The organism is Vibrio sp. 99-70-13A1 (assembly GCF_013114625.1).
GTDB lineage: Bacteria > Pseudomonadota > Gammaproteobacteria > Enterobacterales > Vibrionaceae > Vibrio.
In genome coordinates this window covers 15,797-42,608 of record NZ_VTXD01000001.1, presented here as the reverse complement: position 1 = coordinate 42,608, position 26,812 = coordinate 15,797, and the positions used below count along the sequence as shown (strand labels likewise).

Sequence of the window (26,812 nt, the reverse complement as noted above, 5' to 3'; positions counted from 1 at the left end):
GGTTGTCAAATGAGCGTAATTGTCGTTTTTTCTATCTATTAGATCGTTTTGCGTACTTGTTGGTGGCGATTTATATCGAATATGATTGATATCACAATCAAACTTACTCTCCGACGAATTTGTGAGCCTCAGACCACATAAAAAATAAATCATATTGTAATACAAAGTTGAAGTGGGTAAGAATACTGTAATGAAACGTAAGCGTTATGAGCAGAAAAGACATAAACCTACAGGTTCTGCTTGGCTAAATCGTGACATACAAAAGACTGTACCTCTTACAAAAATGGATTCTGGAGAAGAACATGAAAAAACACCTACTGACGATTGCAGCTGCTTCAATTCTTATGGCATTTGGCGCTCAAGCGAAAACTTTGACCTTAGGTCACGCAATGTCACTAGAAAGCGCTGCTCACCAAGGCATGGTGATCATGGCTGATAAAGTGAAAGAAAAATCGAATGGTGACCTTACTATTAAAATTTTTCCAAACGGCCAACTAGGTTCTGAGCGTGATCAAGCTGAGCAAGTGGTCACCGGCGCGATTGATATGGCTAAAATCAATGGTGGACTAGCAGAGTCTTTTGAACCAACGTTTAAAGTTAATGCACTGCCTTTCTTATTCCGCGATGTTCCACACATGAGAACCTTCATGCGCAGTGAAGCAGCACAAGAGATGTTGCTTTCAAGCGAAGGTAAAGGTTTCATTGGTCTCACATTTTATGATTCAGGTACACGTAGTTTCTACTCTAAAAAAGCGATTAACTCGCCTGCCGATCTAGCTGGCATGAAGGTTCGAGTTCCAGGTTCTCCAACTATGATGGAAATGGTTAACCTATTAGGTGGTAAAGCGACACCTGTACCATTCAATGAGGTTTACACTGCACTGCAACAAGGCGTAATTGATGGTGCTGAAAATAACATTTCTAGCTTGGTTGAAATGAAACACAGTGAAGTGGCTAAATTTTACTCTATGGATCAGCATATGATGACACCTGATGTGATCATCATTTCAGAATATAAATGGAATTCATTAACAGCCTCAGAGCAGAAAATCTTAAAAGAATCAGCAGCAGAGTCTCTTGAAGAGCAGATCAAAATCTGGGACGCAACAGATAACATGAACAAAGAGAAAGGAATGAAAGAAGGCGTAACGTTTGTTGAAGTAGACAAAGCCCCTTTCCGTGCCGCTGTTAAACCTATGATTGATGAAGCGAAAAAAGATCCTAAATTAGCGGTATTCATTGAGAAAATTGAAACGCTTTAATTAGCATTAGTAAAAATATAATTTTGCCTTGGCTCTGCTAGGGCAAAATTTTTGAGGTATCACTCCATGTTAACAACTTTCAGAAACCTACTTGATAGGTTGATTCTCTTTGTCTCTTCTTTTGCATTAATGCTGCTTGTAGTTACCGTCACATGGCAAGTTTTTAGTCGTTATGTGCTGAACGATCCAAGTAACTGGACTGATGAACTTGCTCGTTATGCGATGGTTTGGCTTGGCTTATTAGGAGCAAGTTACTTATTCGGTATAAAAGGGCACTTAGCAATAACGTTATTGGATGGTTATCTTAAGGGAAAAGCACACGTAGCATTACATCTACTCATCAATGTAATTTCTGGCGCATTTGTCTTTTTAGCCATGCTTCAAGGTGGCATTGCGCTTATGGGAAGAACCACACAACAACTATCACCAGCATTGCAATTACCGATGTCTACGGTTTATTCAATCTTACCTATTTCAGCCGTCATTATTCTTGTTTATTTAGTAATAAATACGATTGATCTTTTTTGTGAACCTAACAAAAAATAAGTATTAAAAGGACTTTATATTATGGACTTGTCCATTGGTGTTTGGCTGTTAGGCCTTTTTTTATTCATGATCGCGATAAGCATGCCGATTGCCATTGCCATTGCAATGTCATCTTTGACCATCATGTATTTTATCTTACCTTTTGAAGTCGCAAGTATCACTGCGGGTCAAAAAATCTTTACTGGTATCGATAGCTTTAGTTTATTAGCTATCCCTTTCTTTATCCTTGCCGGGAATATAATGAATGTGGGTGGTATCGCTGGTCGGCTTATCAACCTTGCAAAGCTTATGGTTGGTTGGATCCCGGGTTCACTTTTACACGTTAACATCTTTGCTAATATGATGTTTGGTGCCGTTTCGGGTTCAGCCGTTGCTGCTGCCGCTGCGGTTGGCAAAACCTTAGGTCCTGAATTAGAAAAAGAAGGTTATGATAAAAACTTGGCAACAGCCGTCAATGTCGCATCGTGCCCAGCAGGTTTACTGATCCCGCCTAGTAATTCACTCATTGTATTTTCTGTGGTATCGGGTGGAACATCCGTTGCGGCATTGTTTATCGCAGGTTATGTACCCGGTATTTTAATGGGTTTAAGCTGCATGGCTGTTGCTTACTTTATTGCTAAAAAGAAAGGCTACAAAACAAGTGCTAATGATGGTCTCACAGTGAGAGATATCGTTGATACGGTTTGGAAAGCAACGCCAAGTTTAGGGCTTATTTTTGTTGTTATTGGCGGCATTATTGGCGGCGTATTCACAGCAACAGAAGGCGCATGTATAGCGGTTTTATACTCTTTTACCTTGTCACTCTGTTATCGAACGCTTAAGTGGTCACACTTTCCGATAATTTGTAGAGAAACCGTTCAGGTCACTGGCATTATGCTGTTCTTGATTGGTGCTTCAACCATCATGTCATGGGCAATGGCCTTTACTGGTCTGCCAACGATGATCAGTGACTGGATGCTATCTATCTCAGATAATCCTATTATCATCTTTATTCTGATGAATTTGATTTTGCTGGTTGTTGGTATGTTTATGGATCTTACGCCAGCCGTACTGATCTTTACCCCTATCTTTATGCCTATTGCTGAGCATTTGGGTATGCACCCAATTCATTTTGCAATGATGATTATATTCAACTTATGTATTGGCATTGCAACCCCACCAGTTGGTACTGCACTATTTGTTGGTTGTAGTGTCAGTGGGTCCAAGATTGAACATGTTATAAGAAGTATCATGCCGTTTTGTGCCGTATTGATCGTCACCTTGTTGGCCATTACTTTTATTCCTGAAATTAGTTTGGCTCTGCCTCGTGCGTTTGGTTTAATTAATTAATATGGCAGTAAGTAGAAGATACTCATTACGTGAAAATTTGCTAACTCATGTAACTCGATTACCTTTCTCGCCTTGAATAAAAAAACCGCCTTTAAGTGACTATTTAAAGGCGGTTTTTTATTAGATTGAAAACTGAATTAAGCTTGCTGCTTGCTCAGCTCCACTGCTTTTTCTTCATCTTTAATTAAAGAATCAACGATTACTGCACAAGCTGCATCGCCAGTAATGTTCAATGCTGTACGAATCATATCGAAGATACGGTCAAGAGCGAACAATAGTGGTAAACCTTCAATTGGAATGCCAGCAGCAAGTAATACCGCAACAACTAAGAAAGAAGGACCTGGAACACCAGCTTGGCCAACAGCACCTAGCGTAGATGTAATAATGATTGCAATGTATGCACCCATTGAAAGGTCAATGTTGAACAGCTGTGCGAAGAAGATAGCAACAAGACCGTAGTAGATCGCGTTACCTGACATGTTGATAGTTGCACCAAGAGGCAAAACAAATGAAGCCGTAGAGTTACGAACCCCCAGTTCTTTCTCAACGGCTTCCATAGTCACTGGAAGTGTTGCCATTGAAGATGCAGTAGAGAGTGCAACTGCCTGTGGCTTCTTCATTACTGTTAAGAATTTCTTTGCAGAAGTCTTAGTGAAGATTTGAATCATTAGCGGGTATGCGACAAAACCAAACACTAAAATTGCTACAACGTATACAACGAATAGTTTGAACACAACCATTAGTGCGCCAAAGCCAAACGTACCAACTGCTTCAGCCATTAGACCAAATACGCCAAGTGGTGCAATGATCATCACTTTGTTGATCATCCAAACCATCGCATCAACAATTGCGTTTACGCCGTTGATGATTGGGTCACGTTTCTCTTTTGCTTGCTTAGAAATAGCGATACCAAAGAATAAGCAGAAAACGAGAATTTGCAGAATGTTTGCTTCATTCAATGATTGGAAAACGTTGGTTGGGATCATTCCAGTAATGGTTGCCCAGAACGTAGGAAGCTCACCTTTAGATGCGTACTCAGAAGAGAACATGCCTTCAACACCTGAAACATCGATACCACGACCTGGTTCGAAAATCTCACCCATGATCAATGCAAGTGCAACCGCTAATGCTGAAGTTAGTGCGAAGTAAGCAAGTGTTGTTACACCAACTTTACCTGCAGAAGAGCTATTGCCAAGACCAGCTGCACCTGAAATTAGTGCTACGGCAACAAGAGGAATAACCAGCATCTTGATCAAATTGATGAAGATTGCGCCTAGTGGAGCAAACATTGTTGCGCTTTCACCCATCATTGCACCGACTACAGTACCAATGATCATTGCAATAACGACTTGTACGCCGATGTTGCTTAATAAATTCTTTTGTTTTAACACTTCCATAACCTCTGTGCTACTAAATGATAAATTCCTAGAATTACCCACTAATGTACGCTGTACCAATGGATAAAAATTTCGCGGTAAGTTTTACACGGATATTTTACATTTAGCAATATGAGCTTAGATGAATGGATATTAATAGTTTATGTTTATTGATCGATCGTTTGATTTTCATACCGGAGCAAACGTTTGCTATTTGCGCAAGTGTTTCCATTTATAAAATTTGCTAATGCTAGCGATGCAAGCGTTCTGCTTGTGAATGTTGGGAGCAGGGTTTGTTGTAGCGTCTTATTAACATTTAGAGGTGAGTACTTGAGGGAGTTTAGAGTAGATATAAAGAAAAAAATGAAAGCCCTAACGTCTTTATTACAAAGAAATTAGGGCTGAATTGTTACTTTTGAGTTGCAGCTTTCATTGGAGAAACGAAGTTAGCTAGCTCTGTAAGCATCTGTTCTGGTTGCTCTACGTGTGTTTCGATGATCTTCACAACAGCGGAGCCAGAGATAGCACCGGCAGCGCCAGCTTGAATGGCTTCTTTTACTTGCTCAGGAGCAGAGATACCGAACCCAAGCAGTGCTGGTGGAGCATCAAACTTGTTCAAACGGTCAAGTAGGGCAGTCACAGGCATGTTTGCCTTGGTTTCTGCACCCGTTACACCAGAACGCGAAAGTAGGTATGTGTAACCGCCACCTAGTTCAGACACAGATTGAAGTGTTTCATCACTGGCTGTTGGTGGGGCAATAAAGATAGGGTGAATACCAAATTTCTCAGCTGCCGCAACGAACTCTTGGCTTTCATTCGTTGGTACGTCTGCAATCAAAACAGAATCAATACCAGCATTTGAACAGCGCTCGTAGAAGTTCTCGATACCACGTGCGTACACCAAGTTTGCGTACATTAGTAAGCCGATTGGTAGCTCTGGGTATTTAGCGCGGATTTGACCAATTAGATCAAAACATACGTCTGGCGTTACTTTAGAATCTAAAGCTCGGATGTTTGCGCCTTGGATTGTTGGACCATCTGCAAGCGGATCTGAGAATGGAATACCAAGCTCAAGTGCATCAGCACCTGCTTCAACTAGGGTTTCCATGATCTTAAGTGACTGCTCAGGGTTAGGATCGCCAACCGTTACGAATGGTACAAATGCGCCCTGATTCTTTTCAGCTAAGCGAGTGAAGAGTGATTGATAGCGATCCATTATAATGCTCCTTTCTCTTTAAGAATATCGTGTACCGAGAAAATATCTTTATCACCACGACCAGATAGGTTAACCACTAATAGCTGCTCTTTCTCTGGGTCATCGTGAGCCATTTTAACTGCATGAGCCAAAGCATGAGATGACTCTAGCGCTGCAATAATACCTTCTTTGCGTGCAATCAATTGGAATGCTTCTAGCGCTTCGTCATCGGTTACGTTGTCGTATTCAGCACGGCCAATTGCATTTAAGTGAGCGTGCTGCGGACCAACTGATGGGAAATCTAGACCTGCAGAAACAGAGTAAGACTCTTCTACTTGGCCGTTCTCATCTTGCATCAGTGGTGCTTTCATACCAAAAAAGATACCCGTTTTACCATGTTTAAGTGGCGCGCCATGTTGGTCGGTATCAATACCTTTACCCGCTGGTTCAACACCAATTAGGCGAACAGACTCTTCTTCAATGAAATCCGCGAACATCCCGATAGCGTTTGAACCACCGCCAACACAAGCGATAACCGCATCAGGAAGGCGACCTTCACGAGCTAGGATTTGGTTCTTTGTTTCTTCACCAATCATGCGTTGGAAATCACGAACGATCGTTGGGAATGGGTGAGGACCAGCTGCTGTACCCAGCAGGTAGTGCGCGTCTTCATAAGTTGCAGACCAGTCACGAAGTGCTTCGTTACACGCGTCTTTTAACGTAGAAGAACCAGAATGAACAGGGATAACCTCTGCGCCCATTAGCTTCATACGGAATACGTTCGGGCTTTGACGTTCAACGTCTTTTGCACCCATGTAAACGCGACACTTAAGGCCTAGTAGTGCACACGCTAGAGCGGTGGCAACGCCGTGTTGACCTGCGCCAGTTTCAGCGATGATTTCGTGCTTGCCCATACGTTTTGCAAGCAGTGCTTGACCAAGTACTTGGTTTGTCTTGTGTGCGCCGCCGTGAAGCAAGTCTTCACGCTTTAGGTACAGTTTGGTTTTTGTACCTTTTGTTAGGTTACGAGCCAGTGTTAGTGCCGTTGGGCGACCTGCGTACTCTTGCAAAAGCGTCATGAATTCGCTGCGGAACTCAGGATCGGCTTGTGCATCAATAAATGCTTGTTCTAGTTGGTCTAGTGCTGGCACTAGGATCTGCGGTACGTATTGACCACCGTATTCACCGAAGTAGGCATCGAGTTTAGCCATTGTGTTATTCCTTCAATTCTATCGATGTGTATTCACACCAAGTCATTTAATCTTGTTTGAGCTTCGCTAAGGCAAAGCCCACAAATATGTTTTTAGTTTCCGCTTTCTAGTTCTGGTTTCTAAGCTCTGGGTTCCAGATTTAAGTTCTAGAGGCCAGACTAGTAATTACGAATCGCAGCAAAGGCGCGTTGCAGTTTATCTGCGTCTTTTTTACCTGGAGAAGACTCGACACCAGAGTTTAGGTCTAATCCTAAGCAACCCAACTTAGCCGCTTGGTTAGCATTTTCTGGGTTTAGACCACCTGCCAACATGATTGCGCTTTGGTTGTTGATTAGGCTCCAATCGAACACTTGACCTGTACCACCTGTTTGAGAACCTACTTTAGTATCTAGCAGGTGACGAGTCACGTTGCTTTTTAGTAATTCTGGTAGCGCGCTTTTAGCACCGTTTTCATCATCAGAAGCCACACCGTAAGCTTTCCAAATCTCAACGCTTTCAGGTAGAGATTGTTTTAACTCATCTACAAATGCTTGAGTCTCATCACCGTGCAGTTGTACCGCAAACAAACCTAGCTCAGAAACCGTTTTCGCCACGTCAGTAACGCTATGGTTTTGGAACACACCTACGTAGTTCAAAGGCGCGCCGCTCATAGTTAAACGAGCCGCTTCAATATCCACATGACGCTTAGACGCTTCAACGAAAATCAAACCACCGAATACGGCACCAGCTTGATACGCTTTCGCTGCATCGTCTGGGTGGGTTAGACCACAAACCTTGTTTTCACCGAGTGTTACTTTACGTACCGCGAGTTCAAGGTTCTTTTCAGCCATGAGAGAGCTGCCGATAAGGAAGCCGTCTGCAAATGTTGAAAGGTCACGTACTTGCTGGTGGTTGTAGATGCCAGACTCTGAAATGACAATCGCTTCTGGAGTCAGTTCGCGAATCAGCGGAGCCAACTCTTTAGTACGGTTCAAATCAGTCGAAAGGTCACGTAGGTTACGGTTATTAATACCGATCACTTTTGCTTTTAAAGCGACAGCGCGGTGAAGCTCTTCTTCGTTACTGACTTCGGTAAGTACACCCATGTTTAGCGAGTGAGCAACTTCAGCAAGCGCTTGGTACTCTTCGTCATCCAATACCGATAGCATTAATAAGATTGCATCAGCCGAGTAGTGACGAGCTAGGTAAACTTGGTAGGTATCAACCATGAAGTCTTTACACAGAATAGGCTGTTTAGCAATGCTGCGAACCTTGGGTAAAAACTCAAAATCACCTTGGAAATACTTCTCGTCTGTCAGCACTGAAATCGCGTTGGCGTGGTTGTTGTAAACCGACGCAATGTAATCCAAATCAAACTCGTCACGGATCAAACCTTTTGAAGGAGATGCCTTTTTACATTCAGTTATGAAAACCGTTTGTTCGCCGCTCAGAGCATCATAAAAGCTTCGGTCAGTTGCGGCTAACGCCGTTTTAAACTCGTCTAGTGGCTGAGTTTGTTTACGCGCTGCAACCCATTGGTATTTGTCACGAACGATTTTTGCTAATACTTCCGCCATTTCAGCTTCTTTGACTGAAACGTGGGTCGACAGTTTATCGGTAGTCTGTGTCATGTTCTTTGTCTCAACTCCGTCGTTCGTTAGGCGTGTGCAGCAAGCTTTCGTACAAGCTCGTACGCTTTGCCAGAATTCATTGCGTCAATCGCTTGCTGTGCGTTGGCTTTTAGATCTTCGTGACCAAATAGACGCATCAGTAGAGCAACGTTGACTGCTACTGCGCCAACTTGAGCATCTGTGCCTTTACCCGTCAGGATATCCGTTGTGATGGCTTTGTTCTCTTCTGGCTCGCCGCCCTTGATTGCTTCAAGAGGGTGAGTGTTCAAACCAAAGTCTGCGGGTGTCACTGTGTATTCGTGAATGGCGCCATCTTTGATTTCAGCAACGATGGTCTCGCCATGAATAGCCACTTCATCAAGGCCGCTACCGTGAACAACCGCAGCACGCTTCATACCCATTTGCAGCATGGTTTCTGCGATAGGGCGTACTAGCTCTTTGCTGTAAACACCCATTAACTCGATGTTAGGGCGAGCAGGGTTAATCAGTGGACCAAGAATATTGAAGATCGTGCGCGTTTTCATTGTCTGACGAACAGGCATCGCGTGACGTACACCACCGTGATATTGCGGAGCAAATAGGAATGCTACGCCGAGCTCATCGACTGCAGTACGTGTGTCTTCTGCCGTCATCGCTAGGTTAATACCAAACGAATCCAGTAGGTCAGAAGAGCCTGATTTGCTCGATACGCTACGGTTGCCGTGCTTAGCTATTTTTAAGCCACACGCTGCTGCTACAAATGCAGAAGTTGTAGAAATGTTGATGGTGTCATGACCGTCGCCACCTGTACCTACGATGTCAGCGAAATCGTAATCAGGACGTGGGAACGGGTTCGCATTCGCAAGCAGTGCTTTTGCCGCACCTGCGATTTCATCTGGCGTTTCACCTTTGATTTTCAGTGCAGTAAGTGCAGATGCCATCAGGATTGGGTCTAGTTCGCCCTTGATGATGACATCAAATAATTGTTGGCTTTCTTCTTGAGTAAGAGACTGTTGTTCGTAAAGCTTATTAATCTGTTCCATGATCGTTTCCTAGTTAGTCTTTTTATCAAGAGTAGAGTTTTTCTCTAGATGAAGAGGTTTCTCAAGAGCCCATTCGATAGCGTTCGCTAGAAGCGTTGCACCGTAGGTTGTCATAATTGATTCTGGGTGGAATTGGAATCCACACACTTTGTCTTGTTCTTGAACCACAGACATCACTAAATCATCGACTTCAGCGGTCACTGTTAGGCTATCGGATACATGCGTTGCCACCAAAGAGTGGTAGCGAGCAATAGCCAGTGGTGAAGGTAAGCCTTGGTAAGTCGCATGGTTTTGGTGTTCCATCATCGACACCTTACCATGAATGATTTCGCCTGCGCCTGCAACGGTACCGCCATAGGCTTCAACAATCGCTTGGTGACCTAAGCAAATTCCAATCATTGGCACTTTGCCTTTTAAAAGCTGAATCAACTCTGGCATGCAACCCGCGTCGGCAGGAGCGCCAGGGCCTGGCGAAAGCAGTGCAACAGGGTTATCCAATTCGTTGATCGCCGCTTCAACTACTTTTGCAGGAATGTTGTTACGGTAAATTTTCACGCTGTGACCTAATGAACGAAACTGGTCTACAAGGTTGTATGTGAACGAGTCGAAGTTATCGATGAATACAATATCAGCCATGATTACGACTCCTTCTTGTTTGATGCGAGTGTGTTTGGCGACAAGCTCTTGGTATGTGCAGCTTGAATCGCAGAGATCACCGCTTGTGCTTTGCCGCGAGTTTCATCTGCTTCTGCTTGTGGGTCTGAATCGAATACTACGCCTGCGCCTGCTTGTACTTGTGCCACGCCATCTTCAACGTAAGCAGAGCGAATTACGATACAAGTATCTAAAGTACCTTCGCCGGTTAGGTAACCGACTGCACCGCCGTAGCTACCACGACGCGTTTTTTCTACGTCACGGATAAGCTGCATTGCGCGGATTTTTGGTGCGCCCGTTAGCGTTCCCATATTCATACAAGCTTGGTAAGCGTGCAGAGCATCTAAGTCTTCACGTAGTTGACCAACAACACGAGAAACCAAGTGCATCACATGGCTGTAGCGGTCAACTTTTAGCAAATCTGCCACGTGGCGAGTGCCTGCTTCTGCAATACGCGCCACATCGTTACGTGCTAGGTCAACCAGCATCATGTGCTCCGCGTTTTCTTTCTTGTCTGTACGCAGCTCAAGCTCGATACGGCTGTCTAGGTCGAAATCGATTTGACCGTCTGGGCGCTTACCACGACGACGAGTACCAGCAATTGGGTAAATCTCGATTTGGTTGGTTTCAGTTTCGTATTTCAGCGCGCTTTCTGGAGAAGCACCAAACAACGTAAACAGCTCATCTTGCATATAGAACATGTAAGGGCTCGGGTTACTTTGCTTGAGTTCTTTGTAAGCCGCTAATGGAGCAGGGCAAGGTAGTGTGAAGCGACGTGAAGGTACGACTTGGAAGACATCGCCTTTTACTACGTACTCTTTTAAATCACGAACTGTTTGGCAGAAGTCTTCATCTGAAACGCTTGGTACCGCGTCAACATTGTCGAGTGGCGTTACTTCTGTGATGGCTTTCAGTGACTGACATTGAGTCTGAATATCGGCTAAACGTTCAGTTAATTGTGCTTTGATGCTTTCATCTTGAATAAATAAGCTTGCGTGAAGCAGGCCTTCGTTCTGTTGGTGGTCGAAACGCAATAGTGTCTCAGCAACGTAGAATACAAAATCAGGGCAGTTGTTGGTTGCTTCAGCATTACCTAGCGGTTCAAAGTTCGCCACGATGTCGTAAGCGAATAGGCCAGCCATGAATAACGCGTGCTTGTTATCCGCGTCTTGCTCAAAGCTGTGTTGAACCAAACGCAGTGCATCGAATGAAGACGCTTCTCTTAAACGTGAGTCTTCGTCTAATTCGTTGCTTGGCTCGACAAAAGTCAGCGTTAATACGTCGTCCGTAAGGTCAGATTTGATCTCTGTTTTAACGTTTTGGCTTAGGTGCTCAATCAGTGCTTGACCGTTATTAGTGAGCGCTTGAAAAGTAACTTCATGCCCACGGCATACGATACGAACGGCAGAGTCAATAAGGAGTAGGCTAGTTAAGTTTTGTTTAGACTCAATCTCAGCAGATTCCAGCAGTAAACTGTCTGTTTTGTTTTCACATAAAGTGTGGAAAACACTGGTCGGGTCTTGCGAGTAAGGAACAGAAGTATTGATGACTTCAATGGTTCCAAGCTTTTTGATTTCAATGGCCTTGTTCACAAGACCTCCTTTATGATTCTTTAAATTTCCTGCCGTACATAGTCGCATAAAGATACCGTTCGCCCAATCTAGAATATGGTCAATTCGTTGATTTGTTAGTCAGTTGAATGTGAGATGTTCGACAAATTAAAAAGCCCGCTATGAAAGCGGGCTTAGTGATAACTTTTTTATAAACAAACTGTTTAATTAGAAGTACACGTTGGCCCACCAAGAACTTGTCCAAGTGCGCCACCAATTAAGCTCTGAACTTGCTTCTGCTGAAGAAAGTTCTAAAACTTTATCTTTCTGGTCTTGGTTAAATTCTTGTAACATGGAGAACCTTAATATGGATACTTCGTATTTGTGTACTAGTTAACTAGTTTGTTGTTTTAAAGTCAAGCCCAAAAGGGCTGTTTGTCTTAAACTTTAAAGAAATGATTTCAAATCTGAAGTTAAAGGTATTGAGATTAAAAAATAAGTGTACTAGGTGAATAAGTTCACGATGCATGAAAAATACAGAGCATAGAAAATATATATGAGAATTGACCTCCACAGTCATACTACCGCATCCGATGGTAGGCTAACCCCACCAGAGCTAATTGATCGCGCTTTGGGTTTTAATATTGAAGTGTTAGCAATCACAGATCATGACACCACCGATGGTCTTTCCGTCGCGCGTGAGTATATCGAAGCTAATCAGTTACCTATTCAATTGATAAATGGCATTGAGATTTCGACTGTTTGGCAAAATATGGATATTCATATTGTTGGTTTGAATGTTGACCCTGAATCACTTGAGCTCAAAGCGCTGATTGAACAGCAAAAGCAGCATCGAGTCGGGCGAGCAGAGATGATCGCATCTCGTTTAGAAAAAGCCACAAGAGAGGGTGTACTAGAAGAAGTGAAAGAAATCGCAGGTGATGCACCAATCACTCGTGCTCATTTCGCTAAATGGCTTGTAGAAAATGGCTACGCAAAAACCATGCAGCAAGTGTTTAAGAAATTCTTAACGCGTAACAATCCAGGCTATGTTCCACCAACGTGGTGTTCAATGAAAGATGCGGTTACCGCGATTCATGCTGCTGGTGGTCAAGCTGTTTTGGCTCACCCTGGTCGTTATGGTTTAACGGCAAAGTGGGAAAAGCGGCTACTAACGGCTTTTGTTGAAGCTAATGGAGATGCTATGGAAGTAGCGCAACCTCAACAAGCTCAACAAGAAAGACGCAAGCTTGGCGACTATGCTATACAATACAAACTATTAGCTTCTCAAGGCAGTGATTTCCACTATCCATCTCCTTGGATGGAGTTAGGGCGAAATCTCTGGCTGCCTGCTGGGGTAGAAGAAGTATGGAAAGATTGGGAGTTTCATCCTGTTTCGTCGGAAACTTCACAGGATGAACCAGCTCCTTCTGATGATAGAGTCGAGAGACTCGATAATGAGGAACCAAAATGAGCCAGTTTTTTTATGTACACCCAGACAACCCACAAGCACGCTTAATTACTCAAGCTGTTGCTATTATTCGTAGTGGCGGTGTTGTGGTTTATCCAACCGACTCTGGTTACGCGTTAGGTTGCCAACTTGAAAATAAACAAGCACTTGAACGTATTTGTAAAATTCGTCGAATCGACGACAAGCACAACTTCACCTTGTTATGTCGTGACCTCTCTGAATTATCACTGTATGCGCGAGTAGATAACGTTGCTTTTCGCTTACTGAAAGCACACACGCCAGGTGCCTATACGTTTATTTTCAAAGCGACTAAAGAAGTGCCAAAGCGTTTGATGAATGCTAAACGTAAAACTATCGGCATCCGTGTTCCTGACAATAAGATTGCCCTCGACTTGCTAGAGGCGATGGGTGAGCCATTGATGTCGACGTCACTAATTCTGCCGGGAAATGAGACAACAGAATCGGATCCGGAAGAAATTCGCGACAGCCTTGAGCATGCAGTTGATGTTATTCTGAACGGCGGTTTTTTAGGTGAACAACCAACGACAGTTATTGACTTCAGTGACGACGATGCCGTCGTGTTACGTCGTGGGGCCGGTGATCCAACGCCGTTTGAGTAATAGCGTGACTGATTAACAATCTGTAATGAAATAGCAAATCAGCTAGAGTAAATAACGAGTGCTTTCTTTTAGGTTATTTGCGATAATACGCGACCGCGATTTGGTCGCGAAAAATTCATTCGACGTCTGTGAAGACGACAATTAGGTAGAAAAGAGTAAATGAGCGAAAAATTACAGAAGGTTTTAGCGCGAGCTGGTCACGGCTCTCGTCGTGAGCTAGAAGGTTTAATCAAATCTGGTCGTGTAAGTGTTAACGGTCAAGTTGCGAAACTGGGTGAGCGTCTAGAAGACGAGAACTCAGTGATCCGTATCGATGGTCACACTATTACTGGTAAAGCTTCTGAAGAAGTGGTTTGCCGTGTACTTGCTTACTACAAACCAGAAGGTGAGCTTTGTACCCGCCATGACCCAGAAGGTCGCCGAACTGTATTTGATCGCCTACCTAAAATTAAAGGTTCTCGTTGGATCTCGGTTGGTCGTCTTGATGCGAACACTTCAGGTCTACTTCTATTCACAACGGATGGCGAACTTGCTAACCGTCTAATGCACCCAAGCCGCCAAGTTGAGCGTGAATATTTGGTTCGTGTATTTGGTGAAGTGAACGAACAGAAAGTTAAAAACGTTACTCGTGGTGTAAAACTAGAAGACGGCATGGCTCGTTTTGAAGATGTTGTGTACGCGGGTGGTGAAGGTATGAACCACACTTTCTACGTAGCGATTAACGAAGGTCGTAACCGTGAAGTTCGTCGTCTTTGGGAATCACAAGAAACGACAGTAAGCCGTTTGAAGCGTGTTCGTTACGGTGATATTTACTTAGACAAGAAATTGCCTCGTGGCGGTTGGAAAGAGCTGGACCTTACAGAAGTAAACTACTTACGTGAGCTTGTAGAGCTTCAGCCAGAAAAAGAGACACTGTTGGATCTTGACCCATCAAATACGTCTCGTAAGCGTGAGCGCTCTCGTAGCCAAAAAATTCGTCGCGCAGTTAAGCGCCACGAAGAGCGAGCGAATGCACCGAAAGGTCGTAGTAATCAAACTAAGCGTAAGAAGCCAGCAACACGTGGCACAACTACGCCAGATTCTGGTTCAGCACCACAAGCTAATAAAGGTAAGCCTCAAGCAAACAGAAGCAAGCCTAAGCTGAATAATGGTCGCCCAGCGAAACCAGCTCAGCCAAGAACTCGCAAGTAGCTTATTTGCAAATAGCTTACTTTCAAGTAGCTTAGCTACGCAGTAACTCTATTGCACAAGTGACTTATAGATAAGAATTTAAAAACCTGCCGTTGAGCAGGTTTTTTTATGCCTATCTAGTTTTTATTTATCACGGTATGCAGCACTTCTGCAGGATTAAGTCACTTTGATATGGTTTGAAAAGTTGTCACCTTTCGCCATGCGGTCATACAGAATGACATTCACAGCTGCTGCTAAATTCATGCAACCATTTGTTGGAACGTAAATGGTTTCTTGGCAAAAATCGGTAATTTCTTTTTTTAGAGTCCCATCCTCTGGACCGAAAATATAGAAGGCTCGAGGCGGATGCTTGTAATCAGGTAAAGGCTTCGCACCTTCGATTAGATCCACAGCAATGGGCACACAGCCTACAGGAATGATGCTTTTAAGATCATCGACTCCAATCAAAGGAAGCTCTAAGTGCTTTTCTTTAGTGTCGGTATGAAACTGCCTAGCGTGGTCGTAACGAGTACCCGTGTAGAAGACAGAGTTCGCACCATAACAGCCTGCAGCTCTCATAACGGAACCAACATTTTCAGGTGTTTTTGGATTGACGAGCCCTACACAGGCATAGCCTTTAGATAATGTATCTGTTTTTGCTTTAGTCATAATAGAGTGGGGAACTAGAGTGAATAAGTAACGGAATTGGTGTAAGCAAACACTAACCTAGTGATACCAAGGTTAGTGTTTGAGGTCGAAGTCGCTTATTGAAGCAGTATTCGTTTATTAAAGTAGGATTATTTATAAACAATACCACTTCTTAAAAGTGCTTCTGCCAAAAAAGCTGATGTTCTTTAATGAATCAGTCACGCTTCCAAAGCATGTGACAGAACTTATGTTCAGGATCACGGCTGATCAGCATGCGAGCAAATACATCATCAAGCACGTCATCATCTTCATTTACAAGACCGATACGCACTTCTGCGTATACTTCTTTGTCTACGTCAAAACCTACATGCTCTGCCCAGTCGTCACCTGTTTCAACAAGTTCTGCAGCGCCGCGATCTTCAAACTGAGCGGTGAATAGAATCACATCTGCAGGTTCTAAGTTATCTGGAGCCATTTCTAAAAAGATATCGTAAGCAGTATCAATAGCGTCGTCGTAAGACAATAATTCAGTCATGTTATTCCTAGCTTGCTCGGTTCATGTATTTGCGGTCGGTTGTGTTTACTACAACTTTATCGCCTGTTGCAATGTACTCAGGTACTTGAACAGTTAGTCCAGTAGATAATTTTGCTGGTTTAGTACGAGCAGAAGCAGAAGCACCTTTAATTGAAGGGTCTGTTTCTTCAATCACAAGCTCTACTGTTGATGGCAATTCCAGTGTTACTGCATTCCCATCAATTAAAACAGCAAGAATGCCTTGGGTATCTTCATTGATGAATAGTAGTTCATCAGAGATGCTTTCACCATTGAAGATGAATTGCGTGTAATCTTCGTTGTCCATGAAGATGTACTCGTCACCGTCAACATAAGAAAATACAACTTGGCGTTTGGTAACATCAATAGTATCAACGATTTCGTCAGCCTTGTGGCGAACTTCAGTTTTAACGCCCGTTGCTACATCGTTACCACGGAAACGGTAAATCTTTTGGCCGCCGCGGCCGCCCGGTGTTGTTACTTCGATATCTTTAACGATCACTGTTTTGCTTTCTACTTTGATAGCAAAACCTTTTTTAATTTCACTTGCTCTAGGCATTTTGTGTTTGTCCTTATTGGGTCTATCTGCTGATTATATCAAGGTGAAGCAATAAATAGGAATAGCTTGATCCATAAAGTCACCTAAGCGATCATAGAGTTCTACCATTTATCTCTATTTTATTGATTGAAGCACCTATGCCGCTACCTGTCATCAACCCTAAACAGCCGTTTCAGCCGGAATTTCAACCTGTTGTAAAAGATCTTGTCACATTCTTAAAAGGTGGCTTAGGAGCCAATTTACATAGTGTGTATATTTACGGCAGCGTAGCAAGAAAAACCGCTCAAGCAGGTAAGTCGAACCTTGATGTTGTGGTCGTCACTCACCGCAGTTTTGATGACAACAAAACAACATTATTGAATACCATTAAATGGCGTTTCCAAAAGAGCTTCCCGCAAGTTACCCAAGTCTCTATAAAAACTGCGTTCGTGAGAGATATCGTTGACCTTGAGAGTATCTTTACTTGGGGCTTCATGCTCAAGCACTGCGCTGTGTGTGTTCATGGTGAAGATTTGTCTGATTGTTTTGGAGATTTTGAAACCAGTTGGGAAATTGCAAAGCACTGGAATATGGATGTTGAAGATTGGTTAGCCGTCTACCGAAATAAAATTGCTCGTTCAGCATCACCTGAACAGCAAGCACTTGCTCAAGTTGTTATTGCGAAAAAATTGTTGCGGGCGAGTTATTCACTCATTATGTATCGGGATCGAAATTGGTATGAGAATCCAATTGAATGCGGGCAACAATTCTTAAAATACCACCCAAATAAAAAAATAGAAGTGGATAGGCTTGAGATCTTACTTTCTGGGCGAGTTATTCCCAAACGATCAGTGATTGGTATTCTCGATGGGTTTGGTGAGTGGCTTGTTAATCAATATAAAAAAACGGAATTTAGAATAGGTTAAATAAATTTACTTTAGAAACTGATACCAACAAGACATGACAAGTGCTTTCTATGTGCTAACTTTTAGAAAGGTTAATAAACAAAGGGAATTGCATGCGTCTGATTGGAAAGAAGGCTTTTTCAGCAGGAATAAGCTTAGATAGCATCGTCACTAAGCATTTATTGCCTTCCCTTCAAGCCTTACGTGAAGGCATGATTTGGTTATTACCTTGCCTGATGTTGTCTTCCTTTGCTTTGTTCTTTGGCAGCATAGGTGAGTTCATCTATGGAAGGAGAACGGAATGGATAACCATTTTTTACGAGTTCCATGACTCGATAGCAGCACTTTTCCCATATTTGATGACTGCTGCTTTATCTTATGTATTGGCGATGCAGTGGAAGCTTCCACGTCCACCAATGGCACTGCTATCCATTGTTTATCTTGTCTCTGTTGGGGTTATCTTACCTGATGAAGATACACTGCTTACCTTCAATATCATTATCGCGATCCTAACGCCTCTTTATTCAATCCCTTTACTTGCCTATCTCGTTACATTTAATAGTTTGAAGATAACCCGGTCCAATAGCGGCGGAAAAATAGTTAAAGAATCACTTAATTTACTTCTACCAGCACTGATTACTGGTGGGATTGTGATTTGGTTCAACAGTATGGTTTTTGATTTAATGTCTTCAACCCACTTGTTGTCTGGCGTTTCATTAGATTATGCCAATGAACCCTATTCATTTGGTGTGCTATTCGCAGCCCTGAACTCTGTTTTGTGGTTTGTTGGTGTTCATGGTTACTACGCACTTTTACCTTTGGTCGATCTTCTCCAACAAGCAAGTGACCTTAACTTTTCAACAACGCTAGCAGGGGGAGAAGGTCCTTACCCTATGAATTTGTCGTTCATGGGCGCTTTTGTATTCATTGGTGGAAGCGGATCAACTCTGTCTTTAGTTCTTGCGCTACTTATCTTCTCTAAGCAAAGGGCATTGCGTGTTATAGCTTTGGCTAGTATTCCAATAGGGCTAATCAACGTAAATGAAATACTGCTTTTTGGATTACCCATTATTTTTAATCCAAGATTATTTCTACCTTTCTTAATTGTACCCATTACCAATGTTTGTATTTCTTTATTCGCTATCTCTTCGGGGTGGGTGGCTTCCCCTAGCGTTTCTGTGCCATTTAACAGCCCAGTATTGATGAATGCTTGGATTGCAACAGATGGAGATTTAGCTGCCGTTTGCCTACAAATCTTTAATGTTTTTCTTGGGGCGATTATTTACTTACCTGCGGTCAGAGGGCTAAACCGTTCATATGGAAACAGAATGATTCATTTTCCATTTTTAGATACAACGTATATGCGTAGGCAAGAAGAAGCAGAAATGCTGACTGATGACCCGATTCTTTTAAGCCAGCAAGAGGAAAAAAATGCACTTCAAGTAGAAGAACATTTGGAGGTGATCAGTAATAAAGAGTTTTGCGTTGAATATCAGCCACAAATTTCGCACTTAACGGATAGTGTTGTGGGTTGTGAAGCATTGATAAGAGCGAAAGATGACAATGGGAATATTATTTATCCTGGTTCATTTTTACCTTGGTTTGAAAAATCAGGGCTTATGAAGGATGTAGATTTATGGGTATTTAAACAAGTGGTTAGAGATATCCATCAGTGGAACAAAAAGGGTATATATACCCCAGTCAGTATAAATATTACCCCGAAATCTTTGGTCGATGAAGAAGTGATGACAAAGATAGTTCATTCGATTGCCCCGGTAGCAAAGCAAATCCATATTGAAATCACAGAAGAAACATTACTGGTTGATGAAGTGAAGTTATCGGCTGCCTTTAATCGACTGCAGAACCTTGGAGTAAAGATCTATATTGATGATTTTGGGACGGGCTATTCTTCATTGAGTTACTTAAATCGCTTTAATATTGATGCCATCAAAATCGATAGATCGTTTGTACTCGCTTTGAATAATGATAAAGGAGAGAAAGTTTTTTCGAGTATCCTCTCAATTGCAAATCAACTTGATCTCAAAGTCGTAGTGGAAGGGGTAGAGACCAAAGAACAACTTGCTTACATTCCCGAGGTACCAGATGTTTCGGTGCAAGGTTGGTATTTTTGTAAGTCTCTTAGCAAAGAAAAGTATTTAGAATATTGCAGCAGTAAGCATATGAGAGCCACCGCCAGTTAGTGGGCTGGTGGCGATGACTTGCAGCATTATCATAACCCCTAGACCCTAGACCCTAGCCATGACGTTGATGTTAGAATAACCCTAATTGTTGACCGCTAAGTCTTTCAAAATCTAGATCGACAAATGGAAGTATTGCGTCAGCCACAGGTTTAAGTTGTTTATCAATGTAATGTTGATAATCAATAGCATGTTTTAAATACTCTTTTGGTTCAGGACCATTCAAGGTTATTAAATACTCAATTCGACCTTTGTTTTGATATTGCAGTGGTCGCCCCAATTGGCTGTTTATCTCGTCAGCCATTCGCGCTGCTCTCACTTGAGGTGGAATGTTTTTTTGATATTCGTGCAGTTTGCGCCTCAACCTTTTTTGGTAGGTGAGCAGATGGTCATGTTTACCTGCGGCAGTCGCATCGACAAAGCTTCGAATATACTCTGAAGGATCTTGGTCATGGAAAATCATCTCATATAAGTGTTGTTGAAACTGCTGGGCAAGAGGTGTCCAATCTGTTCGGGCACTTTCTAATCCTTTAAAAATGATTCGTTCGTCACCAATTTCTCCAATCAAACCGGCATAACGTTTCTTAGAACCCGTCTCAGAACCACGAATGGTTGGCATAAGAAACTTTCGATAATGAGTTTCATATTCCAACTCTAAAATTGACGCCAGGTTGAACTGCGTTTTTAAATGTGCAGTCCACCATTCATTAATATAGCTAATAAGACTTTCGCCAATTTGGTCTGCTTGCTGCTGGCTATAGTTTCCATTCAAAGAAACAAATGTGGAGTCAGTATCACCGTAAATGACTTGGTAGCCTTTTTCCTCTATGAGTACTTTTGTTTGCTTCATTATCTCGTGCCCACGCATAGTGATAGATGAAGCTAAACGAGTATCAAAGAATCGACAGCCTGATGAACCTAAAACACCATAAAAGGAATTCATGATGATTTTTATGGCTTGAGAGAAAGCTTTCTCATTGTTTTTCTTTGCGATATCGCGCGCAGCCCAAAGATCTTCGATCATTTGAGGGAGGAAATGTTTTTCTCTATGAAATTGACCACCTCTAAAGCCTTGTACCGCTTGGTCTTCTTCTGCGCCAACTTCAAGCTTTAAGCCTTCGATAAGTCCCATTGGGTCAATTAGAAAAGAGCGAATAATGGAAGGGTAGAGGCTTTTAAAGTCGAGAACCAACACAGAATCGTATAGGTTTGGAATCGAATCCATCACATAACCGCCAGGGCTGGCAATCCAGTTTTCAGGTGTGAGGTTAGGTGCAACATACCCAGCACGATGTATTTGCGGCAGATACAGATTAGTGAAAGAGGCGACAGATCCTCCCACTCGATCAAGTTCCACACCGGTTAACCTTGTGCGTTCAATGGCAAAATCGAGCAAATGTGTATGCTGGAAAATACGATTTACTAATACACAGTCTTGCAGGTTATATTTTGCAAGAGAAGGTTTGTCATGCTTAAACATTCGGTTAATTTCAGCCATGCGGTCATGAACATTATGAATGTCTTTACCTTCTCCAAGAAGTTCTTGGGATACGGATTCTAAGGACCAAGATCGAAAATGGTAAGTCGCTGTTTTGAGTGTATCAATACCATCTAAAACCACTCTACCGGGAATAGTAATAAACCCTTGCTGGCTTTGTGCTGATGTTCTAAAAAAGCTGGGCTGGTTATCTCGACCAATTTTGAGTTTTACGTTGTTCCATTCCGCACGTTTGTGAAGAAGTTGGAAATCGAAATCAATGACATTCCACCCAATGATGACGTCAGGGTCAAAGGTAGAAAACCAATCGACTATGGCTTCTAATAATGCTTTCTCATCTTTAACCCATTGAATGATTGTCTCAGATGGTTGAGCGTCACCAATCATAATGACTCGGCTATCCATTGGGCAATCTAACCCCACGGAATAGAGTATTCCTTTTTCTGAGCACTCAATATCTAAAGAAACAATGCTCAAAGAAGGTAAGTAACTACCGGAACGGCACTGAACTTCAGAGAAGCAGGTATGCTTGGGTTTTGTGACCAATTTTCCAGTAAATTCAATGCTGCCTTTAATGAATCGCTCCATCAAGTATCGATCAGCAAGGCGGATATCACTCTCATAAGTCATGATATCTTCATTATGTAAGCGTTGAGATAAGGCTATGGCTGAGCGATTTAATGAAAAATAACACGCTGCAAGTGGTTTTTGCTCGAAGGTTGATAGGCCAATCTCTTTTATAGATAGAGGTATGCTTTCTTCATCTGCTAACTTTCGGCAGTCTTCAATATCGCTTTGTTCAATGAAGAAAACTGGCTTTTCTTCGAGAATGGTCAGCAGAGTCGGTCCATTGGGGGTACTTAGCCAGAGATCTATATGCGTTTTACCTGAGAAATCGCGTGCTTGCCTGGTGAGTACAAATCCTTCATGAATATTCAATGCTGTAACCTGATGGGAGAGTGACGGCTGGATAATATCATTTCGCCTTTTGATAACACAGTTCTGCAAGACTCTAAGGCGAACTGTTTTGATTGATCTGACCTTTTAATCTTTCAAGGAAGCTTGTATCAGATGCGAAACTCCATAAATTGATATTGAAAATATCATGATCTTGTGTAATTTTAGTGTTTGTATGATTAACTAGTTGCTTATCATAAAAGCTACTTCATAGAGCTTTTATTTATAAATAAGTTCTTGCTAAAGTTTGCGTTTGGGCACATATTCAGAGTAAGCTTTTATAACAAAATAAGTTAATATATACAGCTATGCTGCGATCCACTTTTGTTTTAGTTAAATAGAACACTCTGGTGGTTGCAGAGCCAATTAATAGTGTGGAGATACAAGTTTGATAAATGTTTTCCTTGTAGATGATCACGAGCTGGTTCGCACAGGGATACGACGTATTATTGAAGACGTCCGTGGAATGAACGTAGCAGGGGAAGCTGAAAGCGGTGAAGATGCAGTAAAATGGTGTCGTAATAATCATACAGACGTCATTTTGATGGATATGAACATGCCGGGTATTGGCGGTTTAGAAGCAACGAAGAAAATCCTTCGCTTCAATCCTGATGTTAAAATCATTGTTTTAACTGTTCATACGGAAAATCCGTTTCCAACTAAAGTGATGCAAGCTGGAGCCGCTGGTTACCTAACCAAAGGCGCTGGTCCTGATGAAATGGTGAATGCGATTCGCGTCGTGAATAGTGGTCAACGCTACATATCACCAGAAATAGCGCAGCAGATGGCACTTAGCCAATTTTCTCCTGCGTCTGAAAACCCGTTTGCCGACTTGTCGGAACGTGAACTTCAAATCATGATGATGATTACAAAAGGTCAAAAGGTAACGGACATTTCAGAACAACTCAATCTAAGCCCTAAAACAGTGAATAGCTACCGTTATAGACTGTTCAGTAAGTTAGACATCAGTGGTGATGTAGAGCTTACCCATTTAGCGATTAGACATGGAATGCTAGATACTGAGACCTTGTAGTGACAACGTTTGACTCAGTTTCTTTCCTTAAGACAGTAACAGAACAGCCTGGCGTTTATCGAATGTATAACGCTGAGGCTGTTGTTATTTATGTCGGAAAAGCTAAAGACCTCAAGAAACGCCTCTCCAGTTACTTTCGTAAAAAAGTAGATAGTGAAAAGACTCGCGCATTAGTCAGTCACATTTCAAAAATTGATGTCACTGTCACTCATACAGAAACCGAAGCTCTCATTCTGGAACACAATTACATTAAGCAATATTTGCCTAAATATAATGTGTTACTCCGTGATGATAAATCTTACCCTTATATTTTTGTTAGCGGCCATAAACACCCTAGGTTGTCTATGCATCGCGGAGCCAAAAAGAAGAAAGGGGAATATTTTGGTCCGTACCCTGACTCAGGGGCTGTTCGAGAGACGCTACACCTTATTCAAAAAATCTTTCCTGTACGTCAGTGCGAAGACACGGTTTATGCAAATAGAACCCGACCATGTTTGATGTATCAAATTGGACGATGTGCTGCGCCTTGTGTCAGTTCGATTATCTCTGATGAGGAATACGCAGAGCTGGTGAATTATGTTCGTTTGTTTTTACAAGGTAAAGACAGCCAAGTTCTAGAAAATCTCATTGAGAAAATGGATAAGGCAAGTCGCGAACTTCGTTTTGAACAAGCAGCGACTTTTCGAGATCAAATCCAAGCGATTCGTCGTGTTCAAGAACAGCAGTTTGTTTCTGAAGACACCATGGAAGATATGGATGTTTTAGGTTTTTCTCAAGAAAATGGTATTGCTTGCATTCATATTTTGATGATCAGGCAAGGCAAGGTTTTAGGTAGCCGAAGTCATTTCCCTAAAATACCGAACAATACGGTTCGAGAAGAAGTGTTTGAAAGCTTTTTAAGCCAATATTATCTGGCGCATAATGAGTCCCGAACCATACCTACTCGTCTGATTCTTAATGATGGGCTTATCGATAATGTGAAGCCTCTTCAACAAGCGCTAACAGAAGTCGCAGGTCGGAAAATTCATTTCCATACCAACCCTTCAGGGACTCGTGGGCGTTATTTAAAACTCTCTAATACTAATGCTCTGACGGCAATCACAACCAAGATTAATCATAAAATGACGATTAACCAAAGGTTCAAAGAGCTGCGTCAAGTGCTGGGTATGGATTCTATTACACGTATGGAATGTTTTGATATTAGCCATACCATGGGTGAAAGCACTATCGCATCATGTGTTGTGTTTAACCAAGAAGGTCCGTTTAAACCAGAATATCGCCGTTATAATATATCAGGCATTACTGGAGGTGATGATTATGCTGCGATGGGACAAGCGTTAGAGCGCCGATACTCAAAGCAGCTAGAAGTCGATAAAATTCCAGATATTATTTTTATTGATGGTGGTAAAGGGCAACTTAATCGAGCTCATGAAATCATTTCACGATATTGGGATGATTGGCCGAAACGACCAAGAATGATGGGTATAGCAAAAGGTGTTACACGTAAACCTGGTTTAGAAACTCTGATCACTCTAGAAGGAGAAGAGTTTAATTTACCAAGTGATGCACCAGCTTTACACTTAATTCAACACATCCGAGATGAAAGCCATAACCATGCAATTGCAGGTCATAGAGCCAAGCGTGGAAAAACGCGTAAAACAAGTGCTTTGGAAGGTATTGAAGGCGTAGGTCCTAAACGTCGACAAGCACTTCTGAAAAATATGGGTGGTTTACAAGAATTGAAGCGTGCAACTGTTGAAGAAATAGCCAAAGTACCGGGCATCAGTCATTCTTTGGCAGAAAACATTTATCAAGCATTGAAACAATAGCAAAAATCCCGCACCATAAACGCGCAATGAATAAGAGCCTAATAATATGCGTTTGAATATACCGAACATTTTGTCGTTACTGAGATTATTTCTAATCCCAGTATTTGTTGTTGTTTTCTATCTCCCTTATGAGTGGGCGCCATTTGCAGCTGCAATGGTTTTCTGGGTCGCGGGCTTTACCGATTGGCTCGATGGCATGCTTGCTAGAAAGCTAGGGCAAACCTCTCGTTTTGGCGCGTTTATTGACCCAGTAGCAGATAAAGTATTGGTCGCAACGGCTCTTATTTTAGTGACTGAACATTATCACTCAATTTGGATAACTATTCCTGCGGTCACTATGATTGCTCGCGAAATTATCATTTCAGCCTTACGTGAGTGGATGGCTGAAATTGGAAAGCGAGCGAGTGTTGCAGTTTCTTGGGTTGGTAAAGTTAAAACCGTTTCTCAAATGTTCGCATTATGGGTGCTTATTTGGCGCCATGATGATTGGATGATTTGGGTGGGGTATGGGGCATTATATATCGCTACTATCCTAACTTATTGGTCTATGGCACAGTACTTAATGGCGGCCAAAGACGATTTATTGGACGAAAAACATCATTAGTGAAAAGCGAGCTTAGGCTCGCTTTTTTATTATGGAATAAAGGTTTATCAAGCAGTAATTAGAAAATGTGATCTGCATCTATCTTGTGGCTATGTATAGAGGCTTTTCTACGGGTAAACTCATTAATTCAAGCACTTTAGTACAAAATCCGTTCAAACGATTCGAAATGATAAAATTAGTGTTGACTCAAACGCTCGAATCCGTAAAATGCATCCCGTACCCAAGAGGAAGGCGTTAAGCAGTTTGATTGGAGTTACTAAGGCGCCTTGGCAGAGTGGCTATGCAGCGGATTGCAAATCCGTGGACCTCGGTTCGACTCCGGGAGGCGCCTCCATTATCACTTTCTTCTTTGTTTGAAAGATAGATAATATGCGATACTAGCTCAGTTGGTAGAGCGCAACCTTGCCAAGGTTGAGGTCATCGGTTCGAACCCGATGTATCGCTCCAAAATTTGTAATGTTGATTGGCTTCGACATTAAGATGGTGTTTTACTTTTCAGTAATCGGCATCGCAATAAAGAATTGCGTGCCCTGGTGGTGGAATTGGTAGACACAAGGGATTTAAAATCCCTCGGCGTTCGCGCTGTGCCGGTTCAAGTCCGGCCCGGGGCACCATCTATTAAAGTCTACGTTTTAACGAATGTAGCAAATGCGATACTAGCTCAGTTGGTAGAGCGCAACCTTGCCAAGGTTGAGGTCATCGGTTCGAACCCGATGTATCGCTCCAAACATTAAACCTCGTCAGAAATGACGAGGTTTTTTTGTATCTACACTATTCATCATCGCCATTTTCATGTTTTTCTTTGTAAGCTCAAAAGCTCAAAAGCTCAAAAGCTCAGTAAATCTTAGAAACCTAGTGAGAGCTAACGACGCTCATAGTGATTCCATTTACTTCGCTCTCCAGTAAATTTTGTAGTAGGTACCTTCTGAGTTGGTGATTAGGTTGGTAGATGAAAGGGTTAAAGATCAATCACGACCTTTAATTTTTGGTTAAATAACCATCATGTAACTTGTATTTATAAACCTGTTATTAA

General features: G+C 42.3%; 23 protein-coding genes, 4 tRNA genes and 1 other annotated feature. Of the genes, 15 read left to right on the top strand and 12 right to left on the bottom strand.

Annotated features, from left to right (window positions below):
• Positions 1–302 precede the first annotated feature (302 nt).
• From F0226_RS00190 to F0226_RS00180, 3 genes are all read left to right on the top strand, one after another.
• A complete protein-coding gene (locus tag F0226_RS00190) occupies positions 303–1,262 on the top strand; it encodes a TRAP transporter substrate-binding protein (protein WP_171733732.1) in 960 nt (319 codons plus the stop codon).
• Positions 1,263–1,328: 66 nt separating this feature from the next.
• Complete coding sequence (locus F0226_RS00185; RefSeq protein WP_171733731.1) at positions 1,329–1,808, top strand: TRAP transporter small permease; 480 nt, start codon at positions 1,329–1,331, stop codon at positions 1,806–1,808.
• Positions 1,809–1,829: 21 nt separating this feature from the next.
• Positions 1,830–3,137: a TRAP transporter large permease gene (locus F0226_RS00180; protein ID WP_171733730.1), complete on the top strand. Its 1,308-nt coding sequence runs from the start codon at positions 1,830–1,832 to the stop codon at positions 3,135–3,137.
• Between the two features lie 137 nt (positions 3,138–3,274).
• On the opposite strand, the gene F0226_RS00175 is transcribed toward F0226_RS00180, so the two are convergent.
• From F0226_RS00175 to F0226_RS00140, 8 genes are all read right to left on the bottom strand, one after another.
• Complete coding sequence (locus F0226_RS00175; protein ID WP_171733729.1) at positions 3,275–4,534, bottom strand: dicarboxylate/amino acid:cation symporter; 1,260 nt, start codon at positions 4,532–4,534, stop codon at positions 3,275–3,277.
• A 388-nt stretch (positions 4,535–4,922) separates the two neighbouring features.
• Positions 4,923–5,729 carry a tryptophan synthase subunit alpha gene (trpA, locus tag F0226_RS00170; protein ID WP_171733728.1) on the bottom strand — a complete coding sequence of 269 codons (807 nt, stop codon included), beginning with the start codon at positions 5,727–5,729 and terminating at the stop codon, positions 4,923–4,925.
• Positions 5,729–6,919, bottom strand: coding sequence for a tryptophan synthase subunit beta (gene trpB / locus F0226_RS00165; protein WP_171733727.1), 1,191 nt, complete (start codon positions 6,917–6,919; stop codon positions 5,729–5,731). Before trpB ends, trpA begins: the two co-directional genes overlap by 1 nt.
• 158 nt (positions 6,920–7,077) lie before the next feature.
• A complete protein-coding gene (trpCF, locus tag F0226_RS00160) occupies positions 7,078–8,529 on the bottom strand; it encodes a bifunctional indole-3-glycerol-phosphate synthase TrpC/phosphoribosylanthranilate isomerase TrpF (RefSeq protein ID WP_171733726.1) in 1,452 nt (483 codons plus the stop codon).
• Between the two features lie 26 nt (positions 8,530–8,555).
• Positions 8,556–9,551: an anthranilate phosphoribosyltransferase gene (trpD, locus tag F0226_RS00155; RefSeq protein WP_171733725.1), complete on the bottom strand. Its 996-nt coding sequence runs from the start codon at positions 9,549–9,551 to the stop codon at positions 8,556–8,558.
• A 9-nt stretch (positions 9,552–9,560) separates the two neighbouring features.
• Positions 9,561–10,187, bottom strand: coding sequence for an aminodeoxychorismate/anthranilate synthase component II (locus F0226_RS00150; RefSeq protein ID WP_171733724.1), 627 nt, complete (start codon positions 10,185–10,187; stop codon positions 9,561–9,563).
• A 2-nt stretch (positions 10,188–10,189) separates the two neighbouring features.
• On the bottom strand, positions 10,190–11,797 hold the full coding sequence (locus tag F0226_RS00145; RefSeq protein ID WP_171733723.1) for an anthranilate synthase component 1: 1,608 nt from the start codon (positions 11,795–11,797) through the stop codon (positions 10,190–10,192).
• Positions 11,798–11,922: 125 nt separating this feature from the next.
• Positions 11,923–12,037: a sequence feature (Trp leader region), on the bottom strand.
• Complete coding sequence (locus F0226_RS00140; protein ID WP_171733722.1) at positions 11,984–12,109, bottom strand: Trp operon leader peptide; 126 nt, start codon at positions 12,107–12,109, stop codon at positions 11,984–11,986. It overlaps the preceding feature by 54 nt.
• 202 nt (positions 12,110–12,311) lie before the next feature.
• Between F0226_RS00140 and F0226_RS00135 the strand changes: the two genes are divergently transcribed.
• The 3 genes from F0226_RS00135 (at position 12,312) to rluB (ending at position 15,037) form a co-directional block, all read left to right on the top strand.
• Positions 12,312–13,229, top strand: coding sequence for a PHP domain-containing protein (locus F0226_RS00135; RefSeq protein WP_253820705.1), 918 nt, complete (start codon positions 12,312–12,314; stop codon positions 13,227–13,229).
• Complete coding sequence (locus tag F0226_RS00130; RefSeq protein WP_171733721.1) at positions 13,226–13,846, top strand: L-threonylcarbamoyladenylate synthase; 621 nt, start codon at positions 13,226–13,228, stop codon at positions 13,844–13,846. The genes F0226_RS00135 and F0226_RS00130 overlap by 4 nt, the downstream gene beginning before the upstream one ends.
• Before the next feature lie 159 nt (positions 13,847–14,005).
• On the top strand, positions 14,006–15,037 hold the full coding sequence (rluB, locus tag F0226_RS00125) for a 23S rRNA pseudouridine(2605) synthase RluB (protein ID WP_171733720.1): 1,032 nt from the start codon (positions 14,006–14,008) through the stop codon (positions 15,035–15,037).
• 156 nt (positions 15,038–15,193) lie between these two features.
• Here the strand turns inward: rluB and F0226_RS00120 are convergent, their stop codons facing one another.
• The 3 genes from F0226_RS00120 to yeiP form a co-directional block, all read right to left on the bottom strand.
• Positions 15,194–15,685: an RNA methyltransferase gene (locus F0226_RS00120; RefSeq protein WP_137372550.1), complete on the bottom strand. Its 492-nt coding sequence runs from the start codon at positions 15,683–15,685 to the stop codon at positions 15,194–15,196.
• 193 nt (positions 15,686–15,878) lie between these two features.
• Positions 15,879–16,199 carry an HI1450 family dsDNA-mimic protein gene (locus tag F0226_RS00115; protein WP_137372551.1) on the bottom strand — a complete coding sequence of 107 codons (321 nt, stop codon included), beginning with the start codon at positions 16,197–16,199 and terminating at the stop codon, positions 15,879–15,881.
• 7 nt (positions 16,200–16,206) lie between these two features.
• Positions 16,207–16,776, bottom strand: coding sequence for an elongation factor P-like protein YeiP (gene yeiP / locus F0226_RS00110; protein WP_171733719.1), 570 nt, complete (start codon positions 16,774–16,776; stop codon positions 16,207–16,209).
• A 137-nt stretch (positions 16,777–16,913) separates the two neighbouring features.
• Between yeiP and F0226_RS00105 the strand changes: the two genes are divergently transcribed.
• Both F0226_RS00105 and F0226_RS00100 read left to right on the top strand, forming a co-directional pair.
• Positions 16,914–17,681, top strand: a complete 768-nt coding sequence (locus F0226_RS00105; RefSeq protein ID WP_171733718.1) for a nucleotidyltransferase domain-containing protein — start codon at positions 16,914–16,916, stop codon at positions 17,679–17,681.
• A gap of 92 nt (positions 17,682–17,773) precedes the next feature.
• Positions 17,774–19,861, top strand: coding sequence for an EAL domain-containing protein (locus F0226_RS00100; RefSeq protein WP_171733717.1), 2,088 nt, complete (start codon positions 17,774–17,776; stop codon positions 19,859–19,861).
• A 70-nt stretch (positions 19,862–19,931) separates the two neighbouring features.
• On the opposite strand, the gene F0226_RS00095 is transcribed toward F0226_RS00100, so the two are convergent.
• A complete protein-coding gene (locus tag F0226_RS00095) occupies positions 19,932–22,295 on the bottom strand; it encodes a DNA polymerase II (protein WP_171733716.1) in 2,364 nt (787 codons plus the stop codon).
• Positions 22,296–22,701: 406 nt separating this feature from the next.
• Here F0226_RS00095 and uvrY point away from each other — a divergent pair, with 406 nt between their 5' ends.
• From uvrY to F0226_RS00060, 7 genes are all read left to right on the top strand, one after another.
• Positions 22,702–23,346: a UvrY/SirA/GacA family response regulator transcription factor gene (gene uvrY / locus F0226_RS00090; RefSeq protein WP_171733715.1), complete on the top strand. Its 645-nt coding sequence runs from the start codon at positions 22,702–22,704 to the stop codon at positions 23,344–23,346.
• Positions 23,346–25,175: an excinuclease ABC subunit UvrC gene (uvrC, locus tag F0226_RS00085; RefSeq protein WP_171733714.1), complete on the top strand. Its 1,830-nt coding sequence runs from the start codon at positions 23,346–23,348 to the stop codon at positions 25,173–25,175. Before uvrY ends, uvrC begins: the two co-directional genes overlap by 1 nt.
• Positions 25,176–25,221: 46 nt before the next feature.
• The gene (pgsA, locus tag F0226_RS00080) at positions 25,222–25,779 is read left to right on the top strand and encodes a CDP-diacylglycerol--glycerol-3-phosphate 3-phosphatidyltransferase (RefSeq protein ID WP_171733713.1); all 558 of its coding nucleotides are present in this window, start codon (positions 25,222–25,224) and stop codon (positions 25,777–25,779) included.
• A 260-nt stretch (positions 25,780–26,039) separates the two neighbouring features.
• Positions 26,040–26,113, top strand: a tRNA-Cys gene (locus F0226_RS00075).
• Positions 26,114–26,150: 37 nt separating this feature from the next.
• Positions 26,151–26,226, top strand: a tRNA-Gly gene (locus F0226_RS00070).
• Between the two features lie 80 nt (positions 26,227–26,306).
• Positions 26,307–26,393: transfer RNA gene (locus F0226_RS00065), tRNA-Leu, on the top strand.
• A 36-nt stretch (positions 26,394–26,429) separates the two neighbouring features.
• Positions 26,430–26,505, top strand: a tRNA-Gly gene (locus F0226_RS00060).
• Positions 26,506–26,812: the final 307 nt, after the last annotated feature.